The following is a 24,818-nucleotide window of genomic DNA, read 5'->3' on the forward strand; positions in this document are numbered from 1 at the left end:
GGCGGGGGAAAAGTATCCATATCTACGGGATGTGTATCCGAAACGGGGGAGATGTTGCCATGGCTGTGGCCATATATGCTCAAGCTGGCGAACTGCTGGAACCGGGGCTGGTTGTGGGAAATGGAAATGAATCCCTGACGTGCCTGCCCACCGCAACAATGCCTGCCAGCTAAAAAAGGAAAGATGCCTTACAAACGGCAGGGAAATCATGTGTTTATTATAAATGGTAACGGAGGCTTTAAGTTTCCCTTATCATCTTTATCCCTCTGTTATGTAATAGGAAAAAGCTGTTTCTTTTTTCTTTTCTGATCGATATTCAGAAATTAACTATCGTAATTTCTGCTTCCGGCGAAAAGCCTGGCTTATTACGCCCTACTTCAGGGGCGATGTTAGCAATGGTTATATCAGGAAAGGAAATTCGCTAGGCGAAGAGGTGGTGATCGGCAAGGCTACCTTCGATTTCGCGGAAGAACAACGAACTTTTGACTGGGGGCTGCAACTGGGCGGGCAAAGAACGCTGGGTAAACGTTGGTTTGTGACCGCCGCCCTGGCATGGGGCCTCCGGCCGGTATTTCCTGATACCTTTAGGGGAACGGATTTCCGGATGTACAATATTTTCCTGTCAATAGGTGCGGGTATCAGGTTATGAGCGGGAGCTGGCAGACAGTTATCCCCCTTTCGAAGTAACTAGTAGAAAATCTAAATGCTTTTTTTTAGCTTTAACTACTGATACGAAACTGCATGACTTCCCGGCATCCCACAAATGAAAAAATGTTGCTGGCTAAAATAGCCGAAGGGGACAGCCGTGCTTTCAAAGAAATTTACGACAATTATTACCAACGTATCTACCACTTCGCCTTCCGCCTGTTACAATCCCGCGCGGTGGCACAGGAGGTGTTGCAGGAAACGATGCTGAAGCTCTGGCAGTTGGGCGATCAGTTGTATAAGATAGATAATCTAGAAGCATACCTGCATAAAATCGTACGGCATCATGCGATCGACCTGCTCCGGAAGCGTGAACTCTCTGCCAGGGTAGAAGCCGAGATCAGCTACACGTCGGCGGAAGCACATAACGAAACAGAAGAACACATCCTGCTGAAAGAAACCCGTAGAATTCTGGAAGAAGGTATCCGTCAGTTGCCGAAGCAGCAGCACCTCGTGTACCAGCTTTGCCAGCAGCAGGGGTTGAAGTACGAAGAGGCGGCCGCCAGGCTCAATATTTCTCATGGAACGGTGCAAACGCACATGAAACTTGCCCTCAAATTCCTGCGCCGCTACATGCAGGAACATACGGATGTAGCCATTCTACTGGTCATCTGCCATCTTTTATAATTTTTTTTACGGCGCATTACCCCGATTGTGCCGCTCGTTCGTCTATTCTAATAGGCAGCTGATAAACGCTGGCTAATTCCTGATGAATAAAGACAGACTTAATTACCTGTTCCAACAATATCAGCGCCGCTCGCAGACCCCCGCCGAGCGCGAAGAATGGCTTGCTGCCCTGTCGGACCCCCGGCATGATTCCCTGCTGCATGAGATTATGGGGGAGGAATGGGGGAAGGCCGTGCCGGCTGCCGACGATATCAGTACTGAGGAAGCAGCTTTGCTGTACGAACGCGTAGTGAGTCAGCCACAACCGGCAAAGGTGCGCCGTTTATGGCCGCGCATCGCGGTAGCTGCCGCCGTACTGGCCTGTTTAGTGACTGGTGGTTATATCTACCGTGAAAGCAGGATGATGGAGCCCCAGGTTTCGCAGCCGGTTGTGCAGGACGTAGCACCGGGCGGCAACAAGGCCACGCTTACCCTGGCCAATGGGCAAAAGATCGTGTTGTCGGACGAAATAGATGGTGAAATTGCCAAACAGGCAGGGGTGCAGATCAGTAAGGCTAAAAACGGGGTGCTTGTATACACCGTGGCCGATAACGATAAAGTACCTGCCAATTCATTAAATACACTGTCTACCGCCAAAGGAGAAACTTATAAGATCATCCTGCCGGATAAAACGGAAGTATGGCTGAACGCCGCTTCCTCTTTAACCTATCCCGCACGATTTACGGGGGGCGACCGCCAGGTAACGCTTACCGGTGAAGGTTATTTCGAAGTGGCGAAAGATCAGCAGCATCCTTTTAAAGTAAATACGCCTAAGCAGCAGGTAACTGTACTGGGCACACATTTCAATATCAATGCCTATCCCAATGAACCCGCCACCCGTACCACACTGCTGGAAGGAAGCGTGAAAGTGAGTGCCGGTAATGCTGATGTGATCATCAAACCCGGCCAGCAATCCATGCTCCGGAACGGCAGTATGGGGGTGCAGGAGGCCGACCCCGACCAGGCTACGGCCTGGAAGGATGATAAGTTCGTGTTTGACGGGGATAATATCCAATATATCATGCGCATGGTGGAAAGGTGGTATAACGTAGAAGTAGTCTACGAAGGCGCGATATCTGACGAAAAGTTTTACGGGGGGATATCCCGCTATGAAAATGTATCTGAAATTCTCAAAATACTAGAGTCAACCAAAAGCATCAGTTTCACGATAGAAGGGAAAACAATATTTGTAAAAACAAACCTATCAGCTAACCGTATGAAATAACAATAAAAAAATCCAACGTTATGGCAACAGAAAATTCCATGTTAAGCAGTAGGAAATGAGCTTAAAAAAAGAAACCAGGAGTGCGGAAACACCCCTGGTCATCTTAGGTTCATGATCCATAGTACTATTAAATACCACGTTCATCGCAGTCCACCTTTGCTTCGACACGGGGGCGGCTGCAAAAACCAGACAAAACAAATGTATAGAATTTCTACCAAGGAACTCGGCAAGCGCTTGCCGATACATCCCTATTTTGCAAAATTCTTGTTGATGATGCGTCTCATTACAGTCATAATGTTAGCCACGCTAATGCAGGTCAGTGCAAAAACGGTTGCACAGAAGGTCAGTCTTAATGCCAGCAATGCTTCCCTGAAGGCGGTGCTGAAAGACATCGGGAAACAGTGCGGCTATAATTTTGTGATCACGGAGTCGAGTTTGAAGGAATCGAAACTGGTGAACATCCGTTTGAAAAACGTTGAGCTGAAAGACGCGCTCGATGAGATTTTTCGCGCGCAGGTGCTTACCTATAGTATCAACAAAACCACCATCATTGTAAAGGAAAAAGAAACGCCTGCCCCCCTGGATATACCACTGGTGGCGAATTTCTTATTAAATGAAGTGCGCGGCCGGGTAACAGATGATGCAGGCACGCCACTGCCCGGGGTAAGCGTAAAAATAAAGGGTACCACCGATGGTACGCAAACCAACGAACGCGGCGAGTTTTCCATTAATGCAGATCGCGGCGCCACAGTGGTGCTTTCTTATATAGGATTTGAATCTAAAGAAGTGATAGCGGCGGGTAATAACCTTAATGTCTCCCTGGTGGGCAAACAAAGCGCCATCGATATGGTAGTGGTAAACGGGTATACCTCGCAACGGCGCTCGGATGTAACGGCGGCTATCAGCACGGTTTCGGGGCGTGATATTTTAAAAGCGCCGGTAACCAACGTTACCAACGCACTGGCGGGGCTCGTACCGGGACTGGTGGTGCAGCAAACCACCGGCAGACCAGGGTTGAATACGGCAGCGCTGTATATCCGCGGACAGGTATCTTCCAACGCCACGGCACTGATTATCGTAGACGGGGTGGAACGTACCACGTTTGGAGATATCGATCCAAATGAGATCGAGAGTATCAACATTCTGAAAGATGCCTCTTCTACCGCGTTATATGGTTTAAAAGGAGCCAACGGTGTATTTGTGATCACGACAAAAAGAGGGAAAGAAGGCCCGGCCCGTGTGACGTTTACGAGCAATTTCGGCCTGCTGAGCCCTACCGAACGCCCCGACATTCTTTCCGCCTATGAAAGCGCCATGTTGCTGAACGAAGGGCAGATCAATACAGGCGAACCGCGTACGTTTACGGACGAAGACCTCGCAATATTTAAATCCGGTACGGGCGATAAGTTATTATACCCGAACGTGAACTGGTACGATGAACTGGTGAAGGACCATTGGTGGCAGAACCAGCAAAACCTGACGGTGTCCGGCGGTACGCAGAAGATTAAATACTTTACCTCTTTCGGGCATCAGTTTGAAAATGGGAACTTTAAGGAGTTCAGGACGCCGTTGGACTATTCCACCACGCCCAGCTACCAGCGTTACAATTTTCGCGCAAGAGTGAGCATGGATATAACCAATTCTACCAACTTTGAAGTAAACCTGGCGGGCCGTAACGAGCATCGTTATTCGCCTACCGGCTTCACCGAATACAACGATCCGGGAGGAGCAGTGACCAACGGGATAGAAGGTGTGGTAGGCCGTGCGTTGAAAATACCTGCCTGGGGCCAGCCGTTTTTTAAAGAATACATCAATTCAAGCGATCCGGCAACTATCGGTTTGGACGGTACTTATAACCATATCGTGAACTATAACCTCACCGGGGTAAACTCAGTTAACCCGTATGCACTGCTGACGTACGGCGGTTATGCATTTACCGATAACAATGTAGCGGAATCGGTGTTTACGCTCAGCCAGAAGCTGGACGTGATTACCCAGGGCTTATCGGTAAAAGCCCAGTTCGGGTACGATGCCACGCAAATGTCGGGCAAGCTGCAACGCGGCAGCATCGGCTATTTTAACCTCGACAGGAATACGAAGGAGTTAACGCCGGTGGCAGGTTCTTACAACGACTTCTTTGGTGCGCCGGCTTATACCCGCAGCGGTTTCACGAAAACCAACCTGCAGGTATTTATAAATTACGCCCGTGCATTCGAAAAGCATAATGTAAGCGCCAACCTGATCGGGCAAAGGGAGCTACAGGGCGCCACTGCCGCCGCTGCGCCGTTCGCGAACCAGGGTATTATTTCCCAGCTTACTTACAATTACGCCAACCGCTATTTTTTAACGGCAAGCGCTACCTATAACGGATCGGAGAACTATGCGAAAGGTTATCGTTATGGCTTTTTCCCGTCGGCCTCACTGGGCTATAACCTGGCCAACGAATCGTTCATGAAACAATATGAATGGATCAATATGCTGAAAGTACGCGGTTCAGTGGGCAGGGTAGGTATTCCGAGCCCGGGTACCGGCCGTTTTTACTACCAGAACAAATTTGGTGCGGGATCTACGGTGCCTTTCGGTAACCCAAACAGTAACTTCGCCGCCCCAACTTATATCCAAACACAATACGGCAACCCATTCGTAACATTCGAAGTATCATTAAAGAAAAATATCGGGATAGATGTATTGTTGTTTAACGATAAGCTGAGTATAACTGCAGATGTATTTAACGATACGCGTTCAGACATCCTTGCCACCCGCTCAGCTACCAGCTTCGCGACCTATGGAGCTACGGTGCCGAGTACCAACTACGGTATGAACAGTAACCGCGGCTACGAACTGTCGGTGATGTACCGTAACCGCGCGAATGATTTCACCTATTCGGTAACGGGTAACCTGAGTTATGCGCATAACGAACGCCGGATACTGGATGAGGCGCCGGGACTTGCCACCAATCTGAAAGCCACCGGTACACCGCTGGGTACTTACTTCGGCTATCATGTACTGGGTTTTTATGCCGACCAGAATGATATTGACAAAAGTCCGGTGAATAAGGTAACCGCATACCCCTCGATCCCTGGCGACTTTAAATACCAGGATGTTAATGGCGATGGCATTATCAATAACCAGGACGTAATGCCGATCGGGCATCCTAATATTCCGGAGTATAATGCGAGTGTAAATCTGCAGGCTGGTTATAAAGGTTTCCAGTTATCGGTGTTGTTCAATGGCGTGACGAACGTGAGTTCAAACGTAATTTTCCAGAGCGGCACATTAGGGCAATATTATGCACCGATGTTAGACAGGTGGACGCCCGATAATCCCAATGCCACAAGGCCGGCGAGCCGTCCGGGTTTAAATGCTAACCCGAACGAGAGCCTGAACGATTTCATGCTGCAGGATGCATCTTATATCAAACTACGCAACGTGCAACTCAGCTATTCATTGCCGCGGCGTTGGTTAAGCCGGTTACGCCTGACCAATCTTACGCTGGTGGCCAGCGGTCAGAATTTAATCACCTGGACTAAGTTCTACGGCCTCGATCCGGAAAATACGATGACGGGCAATGCGTACGCACCCGCCACCACCACTATTCCTACAACCAAAGTGCTGAACTTCGGTCTGAACCTTTCTTTATAACCAACGATCTACAAGCCATGAAAAAATTCATATACCTGTTTAGTTTGGTTATGACGATAACCATGCTCTCCTGCCAGAAAGATTTCTTACAAAGGGATGTGGGTATCCAGACCGACCTGGAAGAAGTATTTAAAGATCCGCTGCAGGCATCACGTTACGGTGACTTTACCTATACGTTCTCTATTAATGATTACGGCCGCTTAAGCGGTTACAAAGGTATGACGTCACAGTTTACCGATGAATCGATCGCGAATAACGCACAGGCAGAGGTAGCGACCATGAACTCGGGGCAGTGGCTGGATGGCGGTGCGGCCGATGTAAGCGGGATTTATACACAAATGTACCGGGGCATCCGCAATGCGAACATCATGTTACAGTTCATGGAGAAAACGCCATGGACGCCGGAATATAATCCGAATTTTATTAAGGGCGAGCAGTTGTACCTGCGCGCATACTTCTACTTCGAACTGCTGCGGCGTTTTGGTGGCGTGGTATTGCTGGACCAGGCGCTGGACTTTACAGAGGCGTCTAAAGACCTGCCGCGCAGCACCTACGAAGAAACCATGGCGCAGATATTGGCCGATGTGGAGCAGGCAATTACCCTGTTGCCATTAACCAACAACGACTGGCCTAATCCTGCCGCCCAGGCAAACAGGGCTACTGGTGCAGCAGCCATGGCTTTGAAAGCGCGGTTGCTGATGTTCGATGCCAGTCCGCTGAATAACGCCGGCAACGATGCCGCTAAATGGCAGAAGGCCGCTGCGGCGTCCAAAGCCATTATCGACCTGGGTAAGTATTCGCTGGAGCCTACTTATGCTAATGTGTTAACCGTAGCCAATTCTGTGGAATACATCCGCATATGGCCACGCGGCGGCCGTGGGTTTATCGGCACTTATCTCAGCGATTTCCTGATCCCCACGAGCATGGGCGGTGCGCAATCGAACCTGTCGCCGGTGCAAAACCATGTAGACCTGTATGAGATGAAAAACGGCAAACCCATTACCGATGCCACCTCCGGTTACGATCCGCAAAGCCCTTACCTCAACCGCGATCCGCGTTTCTATGTGAATATTTTGTACAATAACGTAACCTGGCAGGGACGCGCGATAGAAACCTGGCAAACAGAGCCGAACGCGCAGGGTGTAATTACCTATGGCAGGGATCACGGTACTGCCATCAGTGTAACTAAAACCAGCTATTACCTCAAACGCCTTTGGCCCGAAGCATCCCGCTCCGGCTCAACAGCCAATGCTTTACTGAATTATGTTTTTTATCGATATGCGGAAGTATTGCTCAATTACGCGGAAGCAGTGAACGAAGCATCCGGCCCCAATGAGGAAGTGTACAAATCGGTGAATGCTGTCCGTAAAAGGGCGGTAATGCCTGAGTTGCCAGAAGGATTGTCGCAGGAAGAAATGCGGGCGCGTATACGAAACGAACGTGCAGTTGAATTTGCCTTTGAAGATATGCGCTGGTGGGACATCCTCCGGTGGAAGAAAGGTGCAGAAATCGTTGCCCGTCCAATGAAAGGCATGAAGGTGATCAAAAACGCCAATGGAACTTTTACTTACAACGTAGTAGACCTGCCCGTATTTCAGAAAGTGTTTACAGACAGGATGTACCTGTACCCGATACCACGCGCTGAGATGAACAAGACCTCGGGCGCACTGATTCAGAACACGGGGTGGGAGGAGTAAACCATTTGTACACATTCAATTAATCAGCATCAACATGACTAAATATATAAAACTGACGGGCCTGACCATGGCGGTGATTTGCATGCTCTGCATGGTTTCATTCGCTCAGAACGCTGCACCGGAGGATACTGCCAAGAATAACAAAGAACGCCTGGCTGCGGATATGGGCGCCGAAGAAGTATTTATTCCATTCGCTTCCCGCACCAGGGCCGAACTTAATTATGCGGTGAGCGCCCTGCGGGCCGATCAGTTAGCGAAAATTCCGACGAGCAATATGTCGGGCTTATTGATCGGCAGACTGAGCGGATTGTGGGTTAACTGGACGGGCAACCAGCCTGGCGGCGGCAACCTCACGCACCAGGTAAGGGGTAGGTCTTCGTACGCAGGCGGCAGTACGCCAATGGTACTGGTAGATGGTGTGGTAAGGGATTTTGAAGATATGGATATCAATGAGATCGAAAGTGTGTCGGTGTTGAAAGATGCCGGCGCACTGAACTGGTACGGCCTTAGCGGCGGTAACGGCGCTATACTGGTTACGACCAAACATGGTAAAGCCAACACCCGCCATATTACGGTGGATGCACAGGGCGGGTTTCAGTCGGCCAGCAACCTGGTTAAGCCGCTGAATTCTTACGAATTTGCTACATTGTACAACCAGGCGCTTACCAACGTTGGTCAGGCACCGGCGTACGATGCTACAGCATTAGCCGCTTATAAAGATCGCACTGATCTTTACCTGTACCCGGATAATAATTACCAGGACCGGTTCCTGAATAAATCGGCCCCCACGCAGCGTTATGCGGTGTCGTTCAGCGGCGGTAGCCAGCGGATACGATATTTTACCACGATCAGTTATTTCAATCAGAAAGGGCTGTTCAGACACACGAAGAACGATAACTATAATTCGAACTACGGTTATCAGCGTTACAACTTTCGCATCAACCTGGATTATGATGTCACTGAATCACTCAGCTTTACATTATTGTCTGGCCTGAGAAGTGAGGTGCGTAATGATGTGGGCGATGGCGCCTCCGCAGTATTCAATAATATTTCTAACCTGCCACCGAATGCGTTCCCCATATTGAATGAGGACGGTACTTATGGTGGAACTTCCATCTACCAGAATAACCCCTTGGGACAATTGCAGGCTACCGGTTTTTCCCGCACCACTACGAATGTTTTGCTGGCAAGCATTATGGGTAAGCAGAAACTCGAATTTATCACGAAAGGTCTATCTGCCAATATCTTTTTTTCTTATGATGGATATGGTAACTACGGTGACGGCCTGACGCAAAACTATGCAGTGGTGAATAAATCCGTAACGCCGGCGCAAACCTATCGTACGCCCGCTGCTATTGCTTACCGCACTGCAGCTTTTCAAACCAATACAAAAAACAATGAATTGTGGATGGGGTTTGACTACGACCGCGCGTTTTCCGGTAACCACAAAGTGGTAGCGTCTGTACGTGTCCAACAGTATATTAGTGCTGCCGTAGACCGGCTGGATTATCGCGAGCGCATGCTCGTTGGCCGTGCGGATTACAGCTACCAACAAAGGTATATGCTTGGTTTCACAGGCAGCTACAGTGGTTCGGAAAACTTTGCCCCGGGGCACCGCTTTGGGTTCTTTCCCGCCGTATCGGCTGGCTGGCTGGCATCTGACGAAAACTTCCTGAAAGATTTCAAAACCATCGGTTACCTGAAAGTGCGTGCATCTGCAGGCCGCTCCGGTAATATCGGGCCCACTTATGATGCAAATGGTAACATAGTGCGTTTGCCCTATCGTACGCAGTTCACCAGGGGTGCCGGACCGTTGCTGGGATCATCCTTTTCTACTTCTACCACCGCATACCTCGTGGCGCCGGCAGGCAACATGGCCACTACCTGGGAAAAAATCGACCGCTTAAATGTGGGGGCTGATATCTCTTTGTTTAAAAATACTTTGTCGCTGTCGGCCGATTACTTTAATGAAACGCGTCACGATATCCTCGGCCCACCAAATTTGCCGGGTATCCTTGGTATGTCTATTGCCCAGGTGAATTCTGGTAAGGTGAGCAGTCAGGGCGCTGATTTTACGGTCTTGTATAACAAACAGTGGGGGGATGTGAACATCGCATTGAATACTAATCTTACTTATGCAAAAAACACCGTGCTGGTACGTGCCGTAACAAACGGGCTGGATGGTCAGTCGCAGGAAGGCCGGTATGTGAACAGTGGGCACTATTACATTGCAGAAGGCATCTTCCAGAACCAGGCGGAAATAGATGCAAGCCCGAAGCAAACACTTTCTGGTCTTGTAGTGCCGGGTGATATCAGGTACAAAGATGTTAACAATGATAAAGTGATAGATGCGAAGGATGATGTGGCCACCGACTATACCGACATTCCAAAGATGTATTACGGTTTTGGGTTGAATATCCGGTATAAGCAGTTTGATCTTGGTACCCAGTTCCAGGGTGTGGAAGGGCGCACGGTTAATCTCAATGGCCAGTTGCGTGCCGGTCCCAATGGTTTTAACAGGTTGATGCTGGATAGCTGGACGCCCGCCACTGCCACCAACGCTAAATACCCGCGTGTGGGTTTAACCGATAACGGCAACAACACCGCGAATTCTACCTTCTGGCTGCGGTCGGGCGACTTCCTGAAAATGCGCACGGCAGAACTTGGGTATAGTACTTCTGAGGGTTTCAACCAGCGCTATCGTTTCAAGGGCGCCAGGTTTTTTCTGAGTGGCTATAACCTGTTAACGTTCTCAAAGCTCAACGACCTTGGCATCGATCCTGAAACGCCCAACGCTGGCAGAGGCACGAGCTTCCCGTATGTAAAAACCTATTCGATAGGTATTACCGTTAAAATATAAACTACCCGACGATGAACAAAAGCTATTTGAAAATATATAGTACGTTGCTGCTGTTGCTCCTGTTGGGTGGCGCATGCAAAAAAGACTTCTTCGCCCCTGAGTACAGCGAAGGCCCTATTTCTGAAGATGCCATCTGGACTACCGACCGGCGTGTACGTGAATACCTGAACAACGGTTATACGTACATGTTGTCGCGTTACAATATAGACAACGGTGGTGCCCTGCTGGCAAGTGGAAGTGATGAAGCCGTAAACTCTAACCTGAACAGCAATGTTAACTATTTCAACAACGGTACCTGGGGCAGCCTGAAAACGTTCGATGAGCAGTATACAAACCTGTATACTGGTCTTTGGGTGGTGAACACCTTTTTGCAAAAGTCGCCTACCGCGGTAGTATACCCCGCCAGCGACCTGGCCGGGTTAAGAGGAGAAGCTTTCTTTATGCGGGCGATGCTGCATTTTGAGCTGTTTAAAAGATATGGCGGTATTGTACTGGCGACGAAGCCGTTCTCCCCTGCAGACGATTTAAATATTCCACGTAATACAGTAGATGAAGTGGTGAAGCACATCGTTACCGATTGTGACTCTGCAATCGCGCAAATCGGCCCTGCCTGGACCAAAGACTGGGACGCCGCTAACTGGGGGCGGGCTACCAAAGCTGCCGGTATGGCATTGAAAGCGAAGGTGCTGCTGTACTATGCGAGTCCCCTGCATAATGGCACTAACGATTTAACAAGATGGCAGGATGCCGCGAATGCCGCCAAAGCGTTAATGGACCAGAATAAACATGGCCTGTTACCCAAAGCCGAATTTCCGTCACTCTGGGATTATACGGCAACGGCCACTACTTATAACAAAGAGGTCATATTCGCCACCTCTGCAAGCAATACCAATACGATTGAAGCTAATAACGCGCCGGTAGGTTTTACAGGCGGGCTGGGCAGAACGAATCCAACACAGGATTTGGTAGATGCATTTGAAATGGCCAGTGGGTTGCCTATCAGCGATCCCGCTTCCGGTTACAACCCGCAAAACCCTTACGCTGCCCGCGATCCGAGGCTTAACCAGTTTGTGGTGTACAATGGCGCTACGTTCAAAACGGGCAGTCTGACCCGCGCGGTGGAAACGTTCGATGGCGGACTGGATAATGTGCCAACAAACGTTAACAGTACGAAGTCCGGATATTACATGCGTAAATTCCTGAGCAGCAATGCTACCTACAACGTAACCAGCATTACGAATGTGCGCAGGCCCTGGGTATTGTTCCGTTACGCCGATATCCTGCTGATGCATGCCGAGGCACTGAACGAGGCAGTTGGGGCTAATGCGGATGTGTATGCCGATATGAACGCCGTTCGTAACCGTGCAGGCATGCCTTCGTTGCCAGACGGCTTAACGCAGGAGCAAATGCGCGAAAGGATCAAAAACGAACGACGTGTGGAGCTTTGTTTCGAAGAACAACGCTTCTTCGACGTACGCCGCTGGAAGGAGGGTGATACTTATTTCGATGCGGCCGTACACGGGATGCGGATTACTAAATCCGGCACTACACTCACTTACACGCCATTTGTAATTGAAACGAGAGTGTTCGCTGCAAAGAATTACTTTTATCCTATCCAGCAGAGCGAGATCAATAGGGCGAAGAAGCTTGGCCAGAACCCTGGTTATGAATAACATTAAATATACTGCCCGGCGGCAGCGATGCTGCCGGGTTTCAAAACTATAACTGAGCATGTCGATAAAATTGAAACTGGCGGCCTTGGGCCTGTTGTTTTGTAGCATGAACGCGTTCGCCCAGAAAACGGATAAGTTCATGAACGAGATCGTGAACTACGACGAGGCGGCCGTGCCGTCGTATGTATTGCCAGCGCTATTAAAAACCTTGAAAGGACGGCTGGTAAATAATTCTTCCGCTTGGGAAAAACAACGCCGGCCGGAGATTATAGGGCTTTTTGAAGAGAACGTGTACGGCCGTACGCCAAAGAAATTTGACAGCGTACGCTACCGGGTCACCAATGATGTGCCCCGGGCCATGGAAGGCCGCGCGCATCTGAAAGAAGTAGCGATCACCCTGTGGAATAAAGGGAAGTCGGTAACGGTACCTGTAGTGCTGTTCACACCGAACAACCGTAAGAAGCCTGTGCCCGTATTCCTGCTGATCAACAATCGTCCTAAAAGAAATACCGATCCGACACGCGCTGTAAAAAGCACCTTCTGGCCTGCAGAAATGGTGATCGACAGCGGTTATGCTATCGCAGCTTTTAACATCAACGATGCGGCACCCGATAAAAAGGATACTTATCAGCATGGGGTGCTGGACCAGCTATTTCCCGAAATGCTGCAAAAGCCCGATGGCATGAAAGCAATTGGTACCTGGGCATGGACGGCCAGCAGGGTATTAGACTATTTCGAAACAAACCCGGATATAAATGCGAAGAAAGTGGCGGTTGTAGGGCACTCCCGTGGCGGTAAAACTGCTTTGTGGGCGGGCGCGCAGGACACCCGTTTTGCAATGGTGGTGAGCAGTTGCTCAGGCAGTTCAGGCGCTTCGCTGGCAAGGCGTAAGTACGGCGAAACTGTGAGCCTGATCAATAAACAGTTTGGCTATTGGTTTAACGATAACTATAAGAACTACAGCAACGATGTAAACGCATTACCTGTAGATCAGCATATGTTGATAGGGTTAATAGCACCCAGACCAGTGTATACAACAAATGCAGTGGAAGACAGATGGGCTGATCCGGTGGGGTCTTATCTCTCTGTTGTAAACGCATTGCCTGCATACCGTTTGTATAACCCACAACTGACTTTGCCCGTGACGTTCCCTGCCACGAACAAGCCCATCATGCAATCGGTGATCGGGTATCATTTCCGGGAAGGCAAGCATGATCTGAATTTGTATGACTGGGCAGAGGTACTTCGCTTTGCGGGCATGCAGGCAGGATGGAAGTAGTCAACTAAATCGCGCTGGCTTTTGCCCCTGCTGCGCAGCCGTTACCACTTCAAGTAGACGTTTCGCCCTGGTTTCAGGACGTTGCGCCAGCACGATCAATTGTAGTAGTTGTTTCTTGTTGCTTCGTGCCAGGCCTTCGAAATAGGCTGCAGTTGCTTTGTCTTTCTTAAGTTCAGTAGCAAGGTCGGTCGGGATGATCAGTGCTTCTACATCGTCGAGTATCGACCAGTACCCGTTCGACTTTGCTACTGTAATACTGTCTAACCCAGGCTGCGCCATACGGCCATCTTTTATAAACTGTTTCACTCTTTCCTTATTGATTTTACTCCAAACGCTTTTGGGTTTGCGGCGGCTGAACGACTGCAGGAAATAATGCTCATTCAACGGCCGGGCAGTTCCATCTATCCATCCATAACACAGTGCTTCCAGCACCGCTTCGTTTTGACTGAGGGTGAAAGTGGGTGCGTTTTTCCTGGATACAGCTACCCACACTGTTGCTGTTGACTCATGATGTTTGCTGAGCCAGTTCCGCCATTCGGCGGCACTGCTCAGTTTTAATATATGGGTGGTGGCGATCATGATGATTGTTGTTTAAGGTATTATTGAATAGCACTTACTATTTCGAGGTAATGAGGGTTGTACATGATACCCAGCAAATTGCCGAACGGATCAATAACAGAGGCGGTCACGAAGTTGCTGTTCGCACGTTGGGTAATTGGTTCGAATTCGGTGGCGCCCAGCGATAACAGCCTGGTGTACACGGCTTCAATATCATCTACATGCCAGTAGGCAATAGGGCCTCCGGCTTCGCCTAACGGACGTGGAGCATATTGTGCGTCGATAATACCCAGCTCGTGCTGGTAATCGCCTATACGAAACTCCACATAAGCGGGGTTGCCTGTTTTGGGAAAGGCGAAGTAAGCTTCGGTACCGAGGAATTGCGCGTACCAGTCGCGTGCTGCTGCAAGATCTGTTGCGTAGAAAGTAAGGGTTGCGAGGCCGCGGAGTGTGTTGGGTGTTGCCATGATGATATTGTTTTAAGTGATTGATAAAACAAAGGTCGGCAGGCAGGGTGACAGCCTTGTGTCAGGGGTGTCAGAATTATTTCCAGGTTTTTTTAAAGTAGGCTTCCAGGGTCAATTCATGGGGTTTAAACTTATCTTCTGATACAATTACCTGCCGGATGCGGTCGAGGCGGAAGTTGCGGAAGTCGTTGCGAAGCCGGCACCAGGCTACTAACAGCCAGTTGTCTTGTGTGCTGAGGATGGCGAACGGCTCTACTGTACGGCTTTCGGTTTTGTCTTCACCCGGTTTCTGGTAGGAGAGCTGTACCAAATTAAAGCCGGTGAGTGCCTGCTGCAGGATGGCGAGGTGATTACTGGTATGCACAGCAGCACTGCTCTCGCTTACGGCTGTGCGGGACGATAACATTTCAGCCTGTTCCCTGGCAGTATGCCGTAACACGGCTTTTATTTTATCGATGGCATCCGTATATGCCTTTACGAAAGAGGCATCTTTATTTTTCAATACGAATTGCTGAGCGGTGATCAGGGCGTTTGCCTCTGTTTCTGTAAAACTGATAGGAGGGATGCGGTACCCTTCCATCAGGTAATATCCTTTGCCTTCCTCGGTGAGTATAGGCACGCCGGATTGTTCCAGTGCGCGGATGTCTCGGTAAACGGTGCGTACGCTGATGCCGAATTTTTCGGCCAGTGCGGTGGCCGTCACCATCCGTTTGGCCTGTAGCTGGTTAAGTATGGCGGTGAGGCGCGATAAACGTGATGTATCGTTTGCGGGCATGCTGCAGAATTGAGTCCTTCGAAAGATAATAAATTAACCCTTCTAAATTATCCGCATTAAACCCGGCTTCTCCAAATCAATAATTTTATCGTACTTTCACGCCGCAATTGGTTTTTAACATAGGTTTCACAATGTTAAAATTAATAGGGAATCAGGTGTAAATCCTGAGCAGACCCGCTACTGTAAGTTCTATAACAACACTTAGACATTCTGCAAAGCCACTGTTTTTAGTGAATAAAAATGGGAAGGCCGTCTAAAGTGAGAATAAGTCAGGAGACCTGCCACTGCAAACATTTTCGAAAGCTTTCGAGGAAGAGGCTTTGAATACAACTTACACTGAAATCATTTCAGCGTCTATTTGTTTTCGTATGTCGTCCGGTAAAAAACCGGAGGGTATTTAATTATTGATATACATATGTCAAACGCATTAAAAACGTTGCTAATAACGTTTTGTGCATTCATTTGCACGCACCTGTACGCCCAGCAACCCAACCGCGATGCTGCGCGCGTGGATACGAGCCGTGTAAAGACGTTGCGCGGTGTCACTATTTTCACATCTGCCTATAAAGAAGTTATCCCTTCCCAAAAGCTTTCCGGCGATAACCTCAGGAGCTTAAACAGCTTCTCCGTAGCCGATGCTATTCGCTATTTCGCGGGCGTGCAGGTAAAAGACTATGGGGGCATTGGTGGCCTTAAAACCGTGGATATGCGCAGTATGGGCACTAACCATATGGGCGTGTTTTACGACGGTATACAGTTGGGTAATGCGCAAAACGGGCAGATCGATCTTGGTAAGTTCTCCATGGATAATATTGAATCGATCTCTGTATATAATGGGCAGAAGAGCGAGATATTTCAACCTGCCAGGGATTATGGGTCGTCGGGCACTATTTACCTGCGCAGTCGTAAGCCGGTGTTTGATTCTGCCAAAACAACCAATGTTAAAGCGGTGTTTAAAACGGGTTCCTTTGATTTGATCAATCCCTCGATATTACTCGAGCAAAAGCTCCCACAACATGTCAATTACTCCTTCAGCAGCGAGTACGTTAAGTCTTCCGGCCGCTCCCCGTTCCGCTATAAAAGAGTGTTTCATGAATCTGGCAGCATTGCCTGGGACACTACCGCCACCAGGCAAAACGGTGATATCGAAGGATTGCGGCTGGAAAGCGGCATCTATGGAAACGTAAACCGTGGTGTGTGGAATGCGAAGGCCTACTTCTATAACTCCGAAAGGGGCATACCCGGCGCTATCGTTAATAATGTCTGGAAACGTTCGCAAAGGCAATGGGACCGTAACTTCTTCGCCCAGGGATCTTTCCAGCAGAATGTGGTAAAAGGATACGATATACAGGTGAATGCCAAGTACGCCAACGATTACATGCGTTACCTGAACCCCGATACCACGTTGATGTATATAGACAATAATTTCAGTCAGCAGGAATGGTATGGTTCCGTGGCTAACAAATACAGCATATCAGATAAAATAGATATCAACCTGTCAACAGACTTCCAGTATAATGCACTGAACGCTAACCTCGATGGATTTGTGTTTCCTAAACGCTTTACTTCCCTGGTAGCATTGGCCGGGGCGGCGGATTTTGGGAAGATAAAGATGCAGGCCAGTGTGTTAGGCACGTTCATCAATGAGCATATCACCAGGGGCAATACTTCCATAGGCGATTCTGCTATTGCCGCACCTGCCAAAAATGAAATTACGCCGGCTGTTTTCTTCTCCTATAAACCTTTTGATAAAGCCGATTTCAACATAAGGGCCTTTTATAAGAATATCTTCCGTATGCCCACTTTTAATGATCTGTATTACACCGACATTGGCAACATCGCGCTTGAACCGGAGTATACACACCAGTACAATATAGGTTTCCTGTACCATAAAAGCCGCCCGGGTACGGTGTTGAGCGAGTTTCAACTGCAGTCAGATTTCTATTTTAACAAGGTGACGAATAAGATCGTTGCTGTGCCCAAAGGCACCGGCATGTACCGCTGGATGATGATGAATATCGGAGATGTAGAGATAAAGGGTGTGGATGTTGTGGCGGACCAGGCCTTTTCGCTGCCGGCCGATTTTTTACTCAACCTGAGAGTGACTTACACTTACCAGCAGGCGCAGGATTTTACCAAACGAAAGAACCCCGAGTTGCAAAAGATCACTTACGGCGGGCAAATTCCTTATATACCCTGGCACAGCGGTTCGGTAATATCCAGTTTGTTGTATAAAGCGTGGCGGTTGAACTACAGCTTCATCTATGTAGGGGAGCGGTACCATAACTCGGCCAACATCCCGGAGAATTACGAGCAGCCCTGGTATACCAGCGACTTGTCGGCATCAGGAGAGGTAAGGTTTAAAACGATACGTTTCAAACTGGCGGGCGAACTGAATAATGTATTTAACCAGGATTACGAAGTAGTAGTAAACTACCCCATGCCTAAACGAAATTATAAAATCATTTTATCTGTTGAACTATGAGAAAGTACGCATTATTCATTGTTTTGTTACTGGCGGCCTCCTGCAGGAAAGACGTGGCAGTGTTCATGAATGAGGACATTCGCGTAGATTCTGCCACGATAAACGGCTTCGCAGGTTTCTACCTGCTGAATGAAGGGAATATGGGCAGTAATAAAAGCACGCTCGACTTTTTTGATTATGCTACGGGCAGGTATCAGAGAAATATTTATGCCGCTACGAATCCAACCGTTCCCAAAGAACTGGGCGATGTGGGAAATGATATTGCTATTTACGGCAGCAGGCTCTATGCGGTGATCAATGCCTCTAACAAAGTAGATGTGATGGATGCCCGTACGGCCAAAAAGATCGGGCAGATCGAGATCCCTAACTGCCGTTACATCAAGTTTGATAAAGGGTTTGCCTATATCACTTCTTACGCAGGCCCCATCGAAGTAAATCCAAACTACACCCAAAAAGGATATGTGGCTAAAGTAGATACGGCTACGCTGGCCATCGTTGATAAATGTATCGTAGGCTTCCAGCCGGATAATCTTGAAATAACCGGCGGTAAGATTTATGTCGCTAACTCCGGTGGTTACATGGGGGCGGGCAGCACCGAAAAGTACGAACGCACCGTATCTGTAATCGATCTCGTCACTTTTAAAGAAGACAAACGGATTGATGTAGCCTATAACCTGCATCACATAAAGGCCGATAAACGCGGCGATTTGTGGGTAACCTCCAGGGGCGATTATAAGAAGTTGCCTTCCAGGCTTTATTTCATCGATAAAAACGAACAAAAGGTAACGGATACTTTGGATGTGGCCGTCAGCAATTACTTCCTCGATGGCGACTCATTATATGTATACAGTACGGAGTGGAGTTACATCACTTATTCCAATGTTATCACTTATGGTATTGTAAATACGCGCACCCGTGAAGTGGTTACCCGTTCATTTATTACAGATGGAACGGATAAGGAGATAGAGATCCCCTACGGCATCATGGTGAATCCTGTTACAAAAGACATCTACGTAACGGATGCCGGCAACTATGTATCGCCGGGCATATTGTACTGCTTTTCAAAAGAAGGTAAGAAGAAATGGAGCGTCCGGACTGGTGATATACCTGCGCATTTTGCACTATTACCGAAATTATAAACTAAAAAATAGGACAACCCGAAAACAAACCACATGAAGAAAATCGTTTTTCTAACACTGCTTACGGTCGTTAGTTTATTTACGGCCTCCTGCCGGAAAGAGCAGTACAATGCCCCGACGCTTTCAGGGATCGGAACAGATACCATCACTATGAACATCGGCGATGAAATAGTGCTGGCACCTAATATCACTAATACCAAAGGCAATAGTTACAGCTGGTGGGTGAATAATAAGCAGGTGGCAGCCAGTCAGCTCAATTACACCTTTGCTGCTACGGAACCGGGTAACTTCGATGTTACTTTAAAAGTGAACAACAAGGGTGGTAACGACGAGCAGTCGTACAAGATACTCGTGGAAAAGCCAATTGCGATCACTATTGCCGACCCGCTGGCGGTTTCGATGTGTAACGTACTGGAAATTGCGCCAGCTATTACAGGTCCTGATCGTACGGATTATGAGTACCAGTGGTCGATTGGTGATTCTGTTATCGGTAAAAAACGTAACCTGGAATTTATTGCGCCAGAAGCCGGTACCTACGAGCTTACGTTTCGTATTACCGCCGGTAAACAAAGCACCACTATCAACCGTTCGGTAACAGTAAAGGCGGAGCAGTATGTGAAAAATGCGTACACGCTGCTCGAATACCTGCCTTCACCGGCAAAAGGTCAGAATTGGTCAGTGATCGGTTATGCGGATAACTGGAGGTACGGCGCTGAATTCCCGCTTTCTTACAATGATTACCTGGCTAAGTCTTCTGAGTTAAGGAAGTTAAGCCCCAATAACGGACTTGTACTCGGCTCCTGGGGCGGGTCTGCCACCTTTAAGTTTGATCATACGGTGGTGAATGCACAGGGTAAACCCGATCTGGAAATGACAGCTGTTTATTCCCGCCTCGACGTGCCGGCTGTGTACGTGGCATATGACCGTAATAAAAATGGCCAGCCTGATGCAGACGAGTGGTATGAGATCAAAAATGAAGATTATGGGATAGAAGATATAGCCGAGTACCAGATAAGCTATGCCTATAGCCGGGTGGAATTCGACGCGAGGAGAATGTACCACTACTTTACCTGGAAAGATAACCAGGAGGAACCAGTTTCCGGTGAGGTGCAATATGTTAAGATCATGAGTACTGCTATGACTACGGCGAATGTTTTCTCTACCAAGGGGCTTTTTCCTGGTTATACAATGCCCGATACCGCAACCAAACAAATGGTGGTGATGAATGGCTGGCCAACTTCGTTTACCCGTAAAGGAAAACGAATCAGCAGGAATGTGAGCGGTGCTGTTCAGTTTCAGCAGAAGTTGAATATTGATATTGAGATGGCGGTAAATGCGAAAGGTGAGAGCGTGAGCCTGCCGGGTATCGATTTCATCAGGGTGCAGAAGGTGGTGTATCCTTTCCAGTTGGATACCGGTCTCGGGATCGTGAAAGACTGGAACATGGAGGAAGGTAGAATGTCGCAGGTGTTCGGAATCCTGGACAGGCATCTTAAAAACTAAAAAAGCCGGGTAACTCCAATATTTGTTTAACTCAAAAAAATGTAGACTCATGAAACACACACATTTTAGTAAATCGCTGGTGGTAGCGGTCATTTGTCTTGTTACAGCAACCTCCTGTTCAAAGCAAAATGACCTGCAGGACACAGCGCCAACGCTGGAAACCGGTGCATCAAATGGCCTGAACAAACTGCTGACGACCTACACTATCACTTTCGAGGGATTAAGTCGTAGTTATATGGCCGACTCTACCTCCTATGGTGATAACACCTACTCTTCCTGGGGTGGTACCCAGATAGCCCCATACGTACATTCGCCCAGCAACCTTCGCTTCGCTATCAAAGGCGCAGGCGGTGTTAACCCGGTGGAGTTCTGGGACGGTGGGTTTGTTGTTTCGGATTGGAACTATAAACAGAATATTCCAGGAAAATCGGGCGACTGGTGGTACTCGTACCTCAACCAGTGCAGTGTTTATTCGGGTACGCACGGTGCTAAGAATGGCGGTGCCGGCGGCAGCAGCAATTTCGCTGTAATGTTTGGTTACGTAGATTTCTTTAACAGCAGTTACGTTACACCTCCAACGCTGGATTTTACATCCGGTAGCGGCACTATAGAGGGCATGCAGGTATGTCTTTCCTCTTACACCTACGGCGTAATTATGAATGGGAATGGATTTGGCGCTGCAGGCGCTGCAACACCACTTTCAAACGTGGCCGGTGGAACCGGACATTTAACGTTACAGGCGTTCGGCTTCAATGGCAGCACACCTACCAACAGCGGTCTTCCCGTGGAGATTGATTTGGCAAGATACAGTGGCTACCTGCCCGTAGCCGGACCGTTAACCTCATGGACTTATTTTGACTTGTCGCTTTTAGGGAATGTTACCCGTGTTGAATTCAACATTGTTGGTAATGACTATGGCGACTACGGACTCAATACACCGGCATATGTGTGTATAGATGACGTTGAAGTAACCCTGTAATATATAATCGAATAGTGCCCGGCTTTTTTAAAATACAATTAATCCGATAAAATGAATCTCAGATATAAAATACTCGCTTCGCTTACCTGCGCTTCACTGTTGATCAGCAGTTGTGGAAAAAAGGATGCTGAACTCCCTGAACCGGCGCCTGTTATCGCCGGCCTTGAGTCTGATTATTATGTGGTGATAAAAGAAAATATACAGCTTAAACCCGCCCTCGAAAATCGTGTAGATTCCATCGTATGGTTAGTGAACGGTAAAAGAGTGGCCAATGCACTGGAATACACCTTCGAGGCGCCGGCTGATCCCGGGGCTTACAGCCTGATCGTGATGGCTTACAATGCCGGTAATATTTTCCAGAAGGTGATACAAATTACTACAGGCCGTTATTTAAACTGGTCGACCACCAGCAATACCATTTTAAAGATCGGGGCGTCCGCCAAATTTGCAGGCAAAACTGATCTGAAGTGGGAAGTGCTTTCCGCCCCGTCCGGATTATACAGGCTTACTGATACCACGGCTACGCAGACGGCGCTGTTTTCCGCAGTTACCAGGGGCAGCTACAAGCTAAAAGTATCCTCCGGTAATTTGGTAGATACATTGCTGGTTACCGTGCGTCAACCCGACCTGGCGCCGTCGCCTTACATTAAAAGTGTGTTCGATTACCTGCCGGCTCCGGGCCAGTTCGTAAACGAGTTGCCAAAGTATAATGCAGGTGATACCTACGAAACAATGGTAGCCAAAGCGGGTAAGGAACTGATTGGCGAAGAGGCAAATATGATCACCTTAGGTGGTTGGGGTGGTTATGTAGTGGTGGGCTTCGATCATACCGTGGTGAACGTACCAGGCAGGCGCGATTTCAGGATTCACGGCAACGCATTTGGCGCTAATGCCAATCCCCGCCCTAACGCACCTTTTGGGGGCAGTTGTGAGCCAGGTATCATTATGGTGGCCTACGATAAAAATAAAAACGGTAAACCGGATGAAGATGAGTGGTATGAAATAAAAGGCAGCGCTAACTTTTCTGCAGAAGCGGAGCCCTGGTACAGTGTAGCGGTTTCGGTTAAAAATGATGTGCGTACTTTCCGCAGCTACGAAATGACCTATCATCGTCCGGCAACAGAAACGCCATCGCCTGCACCTCAGGGCCATGTAAGCATTGGTAATTACATCCGCTGGGCCGACAACCAGGGACAGGAAGGTTACAAAGTGAAGAACACATTCCATACCCAGAGCTACTACCCGGGTTGGGTGAAAGAAGATAAGATTACTTACAAGGGTATCCGCCTCGCCACTAATGGTATTGAGGAGAGTGGGAGTGGAAGCTACTTTGTACTGTATGCGTTCAGGTATGGTTACGTAGATAACTATCCTAATCCGCATAACAACTCCGGTATCGATATCGACTGGGCTATTGATAAAAACGGTAAGAAGGCAAACCTGCCAGGCATCGACTTCGTAAAAGTTTATAATGGTATTGACCAGGAAAACGGCTGGCTGGGCGAAGCGTCCACCGAAGTGGGGCGAGGTGAAGACCTGCACCTGTTAGGGCTTAATATCGAAACCATCGTTCAATAGTTTTGACTTGTAACGCGGAAACGGCTGTTAGCAATACTTACAGGGTAATATTACCCCGTATGGTCAGCATGTTTATGATTATAGTATACACCATTGAAAATTAACAATACACTTAATAGAATTCAATTAGAGTCAAAATTTATGAAGAGACGTGTTTTAGCATTGGGGGCGTTCACCGCCATGGCAGTAGTATCCTGTTCTAAAAATGATACAGATGCACCTGTACCTGAGGTAGATATTGTAAATGTGCTTTCTGAAACAACGGTGGCACAGGAAGATACCTTGTTTTTTAAAGTGAAAGCGAGCCAGGGTAGTACCTTTGCATGGACTGTAGACGGTAAAGACGCAATTGTTAAAGATTCCATCTTTAAGTTTGTTACCAGCGAGTTGGGCGAACACACCATTACCGTAACCGCTTCCAGGAATGGGCAAACAGCTACTTCGCATGAAAAGATATTCGTGTATGGCAAGTACAAGTTCGGCACCTTCGTATTAAATGAAGGCAATATGACTACTGAAAATGGTAGTCTCACCTTCATTAGCCCGAAAGGTATCGTGACCGACAGCGCGTATTATAAAGCGAATGGTACGGAGCTTGGCAACGTTGCCCAGGACCTGTACATACAGAACAACAAGATCTACATCATTTCTCAAAACGGTAAAAAGAACGCCGTAGGCGCATCATTCACCAATGATGGCCTGCTGGTGGTAGCCAATGCCGAAACGCTGAAAAAAGAAGCAGCTTATAATGACGAACTGGCTACGCTGAGCTGGCCTACGCACGTGGCTGTATTGAACGAAGAAAATGTGATCATCCGCGACAATAAAGGGTTGCACCGCTTCAATACCACGACCAAAGTACTTACTTTCATCAAAGGTTCCAGGTCGGCCGCAAAGCTTACCATGGCTGTATCAAACAACAAGCTGTTTGCTGCCGCCGGTACTAAAGTGTTCGTGGTAGAGCCCAATAAAGATACACTGACGATAGCGCTGGATATCAAAGCGTCCGTAAGCGGAGTGGTAAAGGCCAGCGATGGTAACATATGGGTATCTAACACCGGTTCTCCTGCCAGGATCTCCAAGATCAATTACAGGGATTATTCTGTGATTAAAGCCAACGATATCACCGTAGGTAGTGTAAGCGCAGGTTTCGGTGCTACTCCGGGCATCACCGCAAAAGGCGATACCCTTTACTTCAGCGGCGCTGGTACCAAAATCTATCGCCATATTTTCAGCATCGGGGCCACGGAGTTTATGGTTGATGCTAAAACCATGGTGGAAAATGCGAACATTTTGTACAACAATATCGCCGTACACCCGGTTACAGGCGAGGTGTATTTAAACACGATCAAAGCCTACGGACTGGATTACCTGATCAATAATACCAGCGTTTTTAACTTCAGCAATGGCACTGCATTGACCGCTAACTATAAGAACTACACTAATTTCCCTGCAGGTACTTTCTTTACCTGCAATTTCAAATAGCGGAACGTAATTTTTGTTGGGGAGACTGCCTTTACGGGCAGTTTCCCCTTTTTATATCCGGCACCCTTAATGTTAACACCTGGTTTTTTGTGAAAACTTGTA

The 24,818-nt window shown here is 48.3% G+C and carries 17 protein-coding genes and 1 riboswitch; of the genes, 14 read left to right on the forward strand and 3 right to left on the reverse strand.

Annotation, left to right across the window (positions count from 1 at the left end; genetic code table 11):
* Positions 1-433 precede the first annotated feature (433 nt).
* The 8 genes from QZT80_RS07750 (at position 434) to QZT80_RS07785 (ending at position 13,747) form a co-directional block, all read left to right on the forward strand.
* Positions 434-649, forward strand: a complete 216-nt coding sequence (locus tag QZT80_RS07750) for a hypothetical protein (protein ID WP_295120100.1) — start codon at positions 434-436, stop codon at positions 647-649.
* A 122-nt stretch (positions 650-771) separates the two neighbouring features.
* Entirely contained in the window at positions 772-1,332 is a 561-nt protein-coding gene (locus QZT80_RS07755) for an RNA polymerase sigma factor (protein WP_295120102.1), read from the forward strand.
* An 82-nt stretch (positions 1,333-1,414) separates the two neighbouring features.
* A complete protein-coding gene (locus tag QZT80_RS07760; RefSeq protein WP_295120105.1) occupies positions 1,415-2,596 on the forward strand; it encodes a FecR family protein in 1,182 nt (393 codons plus the stop codon).
* Positions 2,597-2,890: 294 nt separating this feature from the next.
* On the forward strand, positions 2,891-6,238 hold the full coding sequence (locus tag QZT80_RS07765; RefSeq protein ID WP_295120108.1) for a TonB-dependent receptor: 3,348 nt from the start codon (positions 2,891-2,893) through the stop codon (positions 6,236-6,238).
* 17 nt (positions 6,239-6,255) lie between these two features.
* Entirely contained in the window at positions 6,256-7,935 is a 1,680-nt protein-coding gene (locus QZT80_RS07770) for a RagB/SusD family nutrient uptake outer membrane protein (RefSeq protein WP_295120111.1), read from the forward strand.
* Between the two features lie 34 nt (positions 7,936-7,969).
* Entirely contained in the window at positions 7,970-10,795 is a 2,826-nt protein-coding gene (locus QZT80_RS07775) for a SusC/RagA family TonB-linked outer membrane protein (protein WP_295120114.1), read from the forward strand.
* A gap of 11 nt (positions 10,796-10,806) precedes the next feature.
* Complete coding sequence (locus QZT80_RS07780) at positions 10,807-12,468, forward strand: RagB/SusD family nutrient uptake outer membrane protein (RefSeq protein ID WP_295120117.1); 1,662 nt, start codon at positions 10,807-10,809, stop codon at positions 12,466-12,468.
* Between the two features lie 58 nt (positions 12,469-12,526).
* Entirely contained in the window at positions 12,527-13,747 is a 1,221-nt protein-coding gene (locus QZT80_RS07785; protein ID WP_295120119.1) for an alpha/beta hydrolase-fold protein, read from the forward strand.
* Here the strand turns inward: QZT80_RS07785 and QZT80_RS07790 are convergent, their stop codons facing one another.
* The 3 genes from QZT80_RS07790 to QZT80_RS07800 all read right to left on the reverse strand — a co-directional run bounded on the left by QZT80_RS07790 (position 13,748) and on the right by QZT80_RS07800 (position 15,547).
* A complete protein-coding gene (locus QZT80_RS07790; RefSeq protein WP_295120122.1) occupies positions 13,748-14,326 on the reverse strand; it encodes a YdeI family protein in 579 nt (192 codons plus the stop codon). It lies immediately after the preceding gene.
* 20 nt (positions 14,327-14,346) lie between these two features.
* Entirely contained in the window at positions 14,347-14,772 is a 426-nt protein-coding gene (locus QZT80_RS07795; RefSeq protein WP_295120125.1) for a VOC family protein, read from the reverse strand.
* A gap of 76 nt (positions 14,773-14,848) precedes the next feature.
* Positions 14,849-15,547, reverse strand: coding sequence for a YafY family protein (locus QZT80_RS07800; protein WP_295120128.1), 699 nt, complete (start codon positions 15,545-15,547; stop codon positions 14,849-14,851).
* Positions 15,548-15,638: 91 nt separating this feature from the next.
* Positions 15,639-15,848, forward strand: a riboswitch (cobalamin riboswitch).
* A 114-nt stretch (positions 15,849-15,962) separates the two neighbouring features.
* On the opposite strand from QZT80_RS07800, the gene QZT80_RS07805 reads away from it, so the two are divergent.
* The 6 genes from QZT80_RS07805 (at position 15,963) to QZT80_RS07830 (ending at position 24,716) form a co-directional block, all read left to right on the forward strand.
* Positions 15,963-18,032 (forward strand): TonB-dependent receptor, encoded by a 2,070-nt coding sequence (locus QZT80_RS07805; protein ID WP_295120131.1) that lies wholly within the window; start codon positions 15,963-15,965, stop codon positions 18,030-18,032.
* Positions 18,029-19,171, forward strand: a complete 1,143-nt coding sequence (locus QZT80_RS07810) for a YncE family protein (protein WP_295120134.1) — start codon at positions 18,029-18,031, stop codon at positions 19,169-19,171. Before QZT80_RS07805 ends, QZT80_RS07810 begins: the two co-directional genes overlap by 4 nt.
* Positions 19,172-19,204: 33 nt before the next feature.
* Positions 19,205-20,674, forward strand: coding sequence for a PKD-like domain-containing protein (locus tag QZT80_RS07815; RefSeq protein WP_295120137.1), 1,470 nt, complete (start codon positions 19,205-19,207; stop codon positions 20,672-20,674).
* A gap of 49 nt (positions 20,675-20,723) precedes the next feature.
* Entirely contained in the window at positions 20,724-21,653 is a 930-nt protein-coding gene (locus QZT80_RS07820; protein WP_295120140.1) for a DUF4465 domain-containing protein, read from the forward strand.
* Positions 21,654-21,704: 51 nt separating this feature from the next.
* Positions 21,705-23,231 (forward strand): hypothetical protein, encoded by a 1,527-nt coding sequence (locus tag QZT80_RS07825; protein WP_295120143.1) that lies wholly within the window; start codon positions 21,705-21,707, stop codon positions 23,229-23,231.
* 141 nt (positions 23,232-23,372) lie between these two features.
* Positions 23,373-24,716: a DUF5074 domain-containing protein gene (locus QZT80_RS07830; RefSeq protein WP_295120146.1), complete on the forward strand. Its 1,344-nt coding sequence runs from the start codon at positions 23,373-23,375 to the stop codon at positions 24,714-24,716.
* Positions 24,717-24,818 lie beyond the last annotated feature (102 nt).

Origin of the sequence: uncultured Chitinophaga sp., from assembly GCF_902168175.1 — a bacterium.
Lineage (GTDB): Bacteria > Bacteroidota > Bacteroidia > Chitinophagales > Chitinophagaceae > Chitinophaga.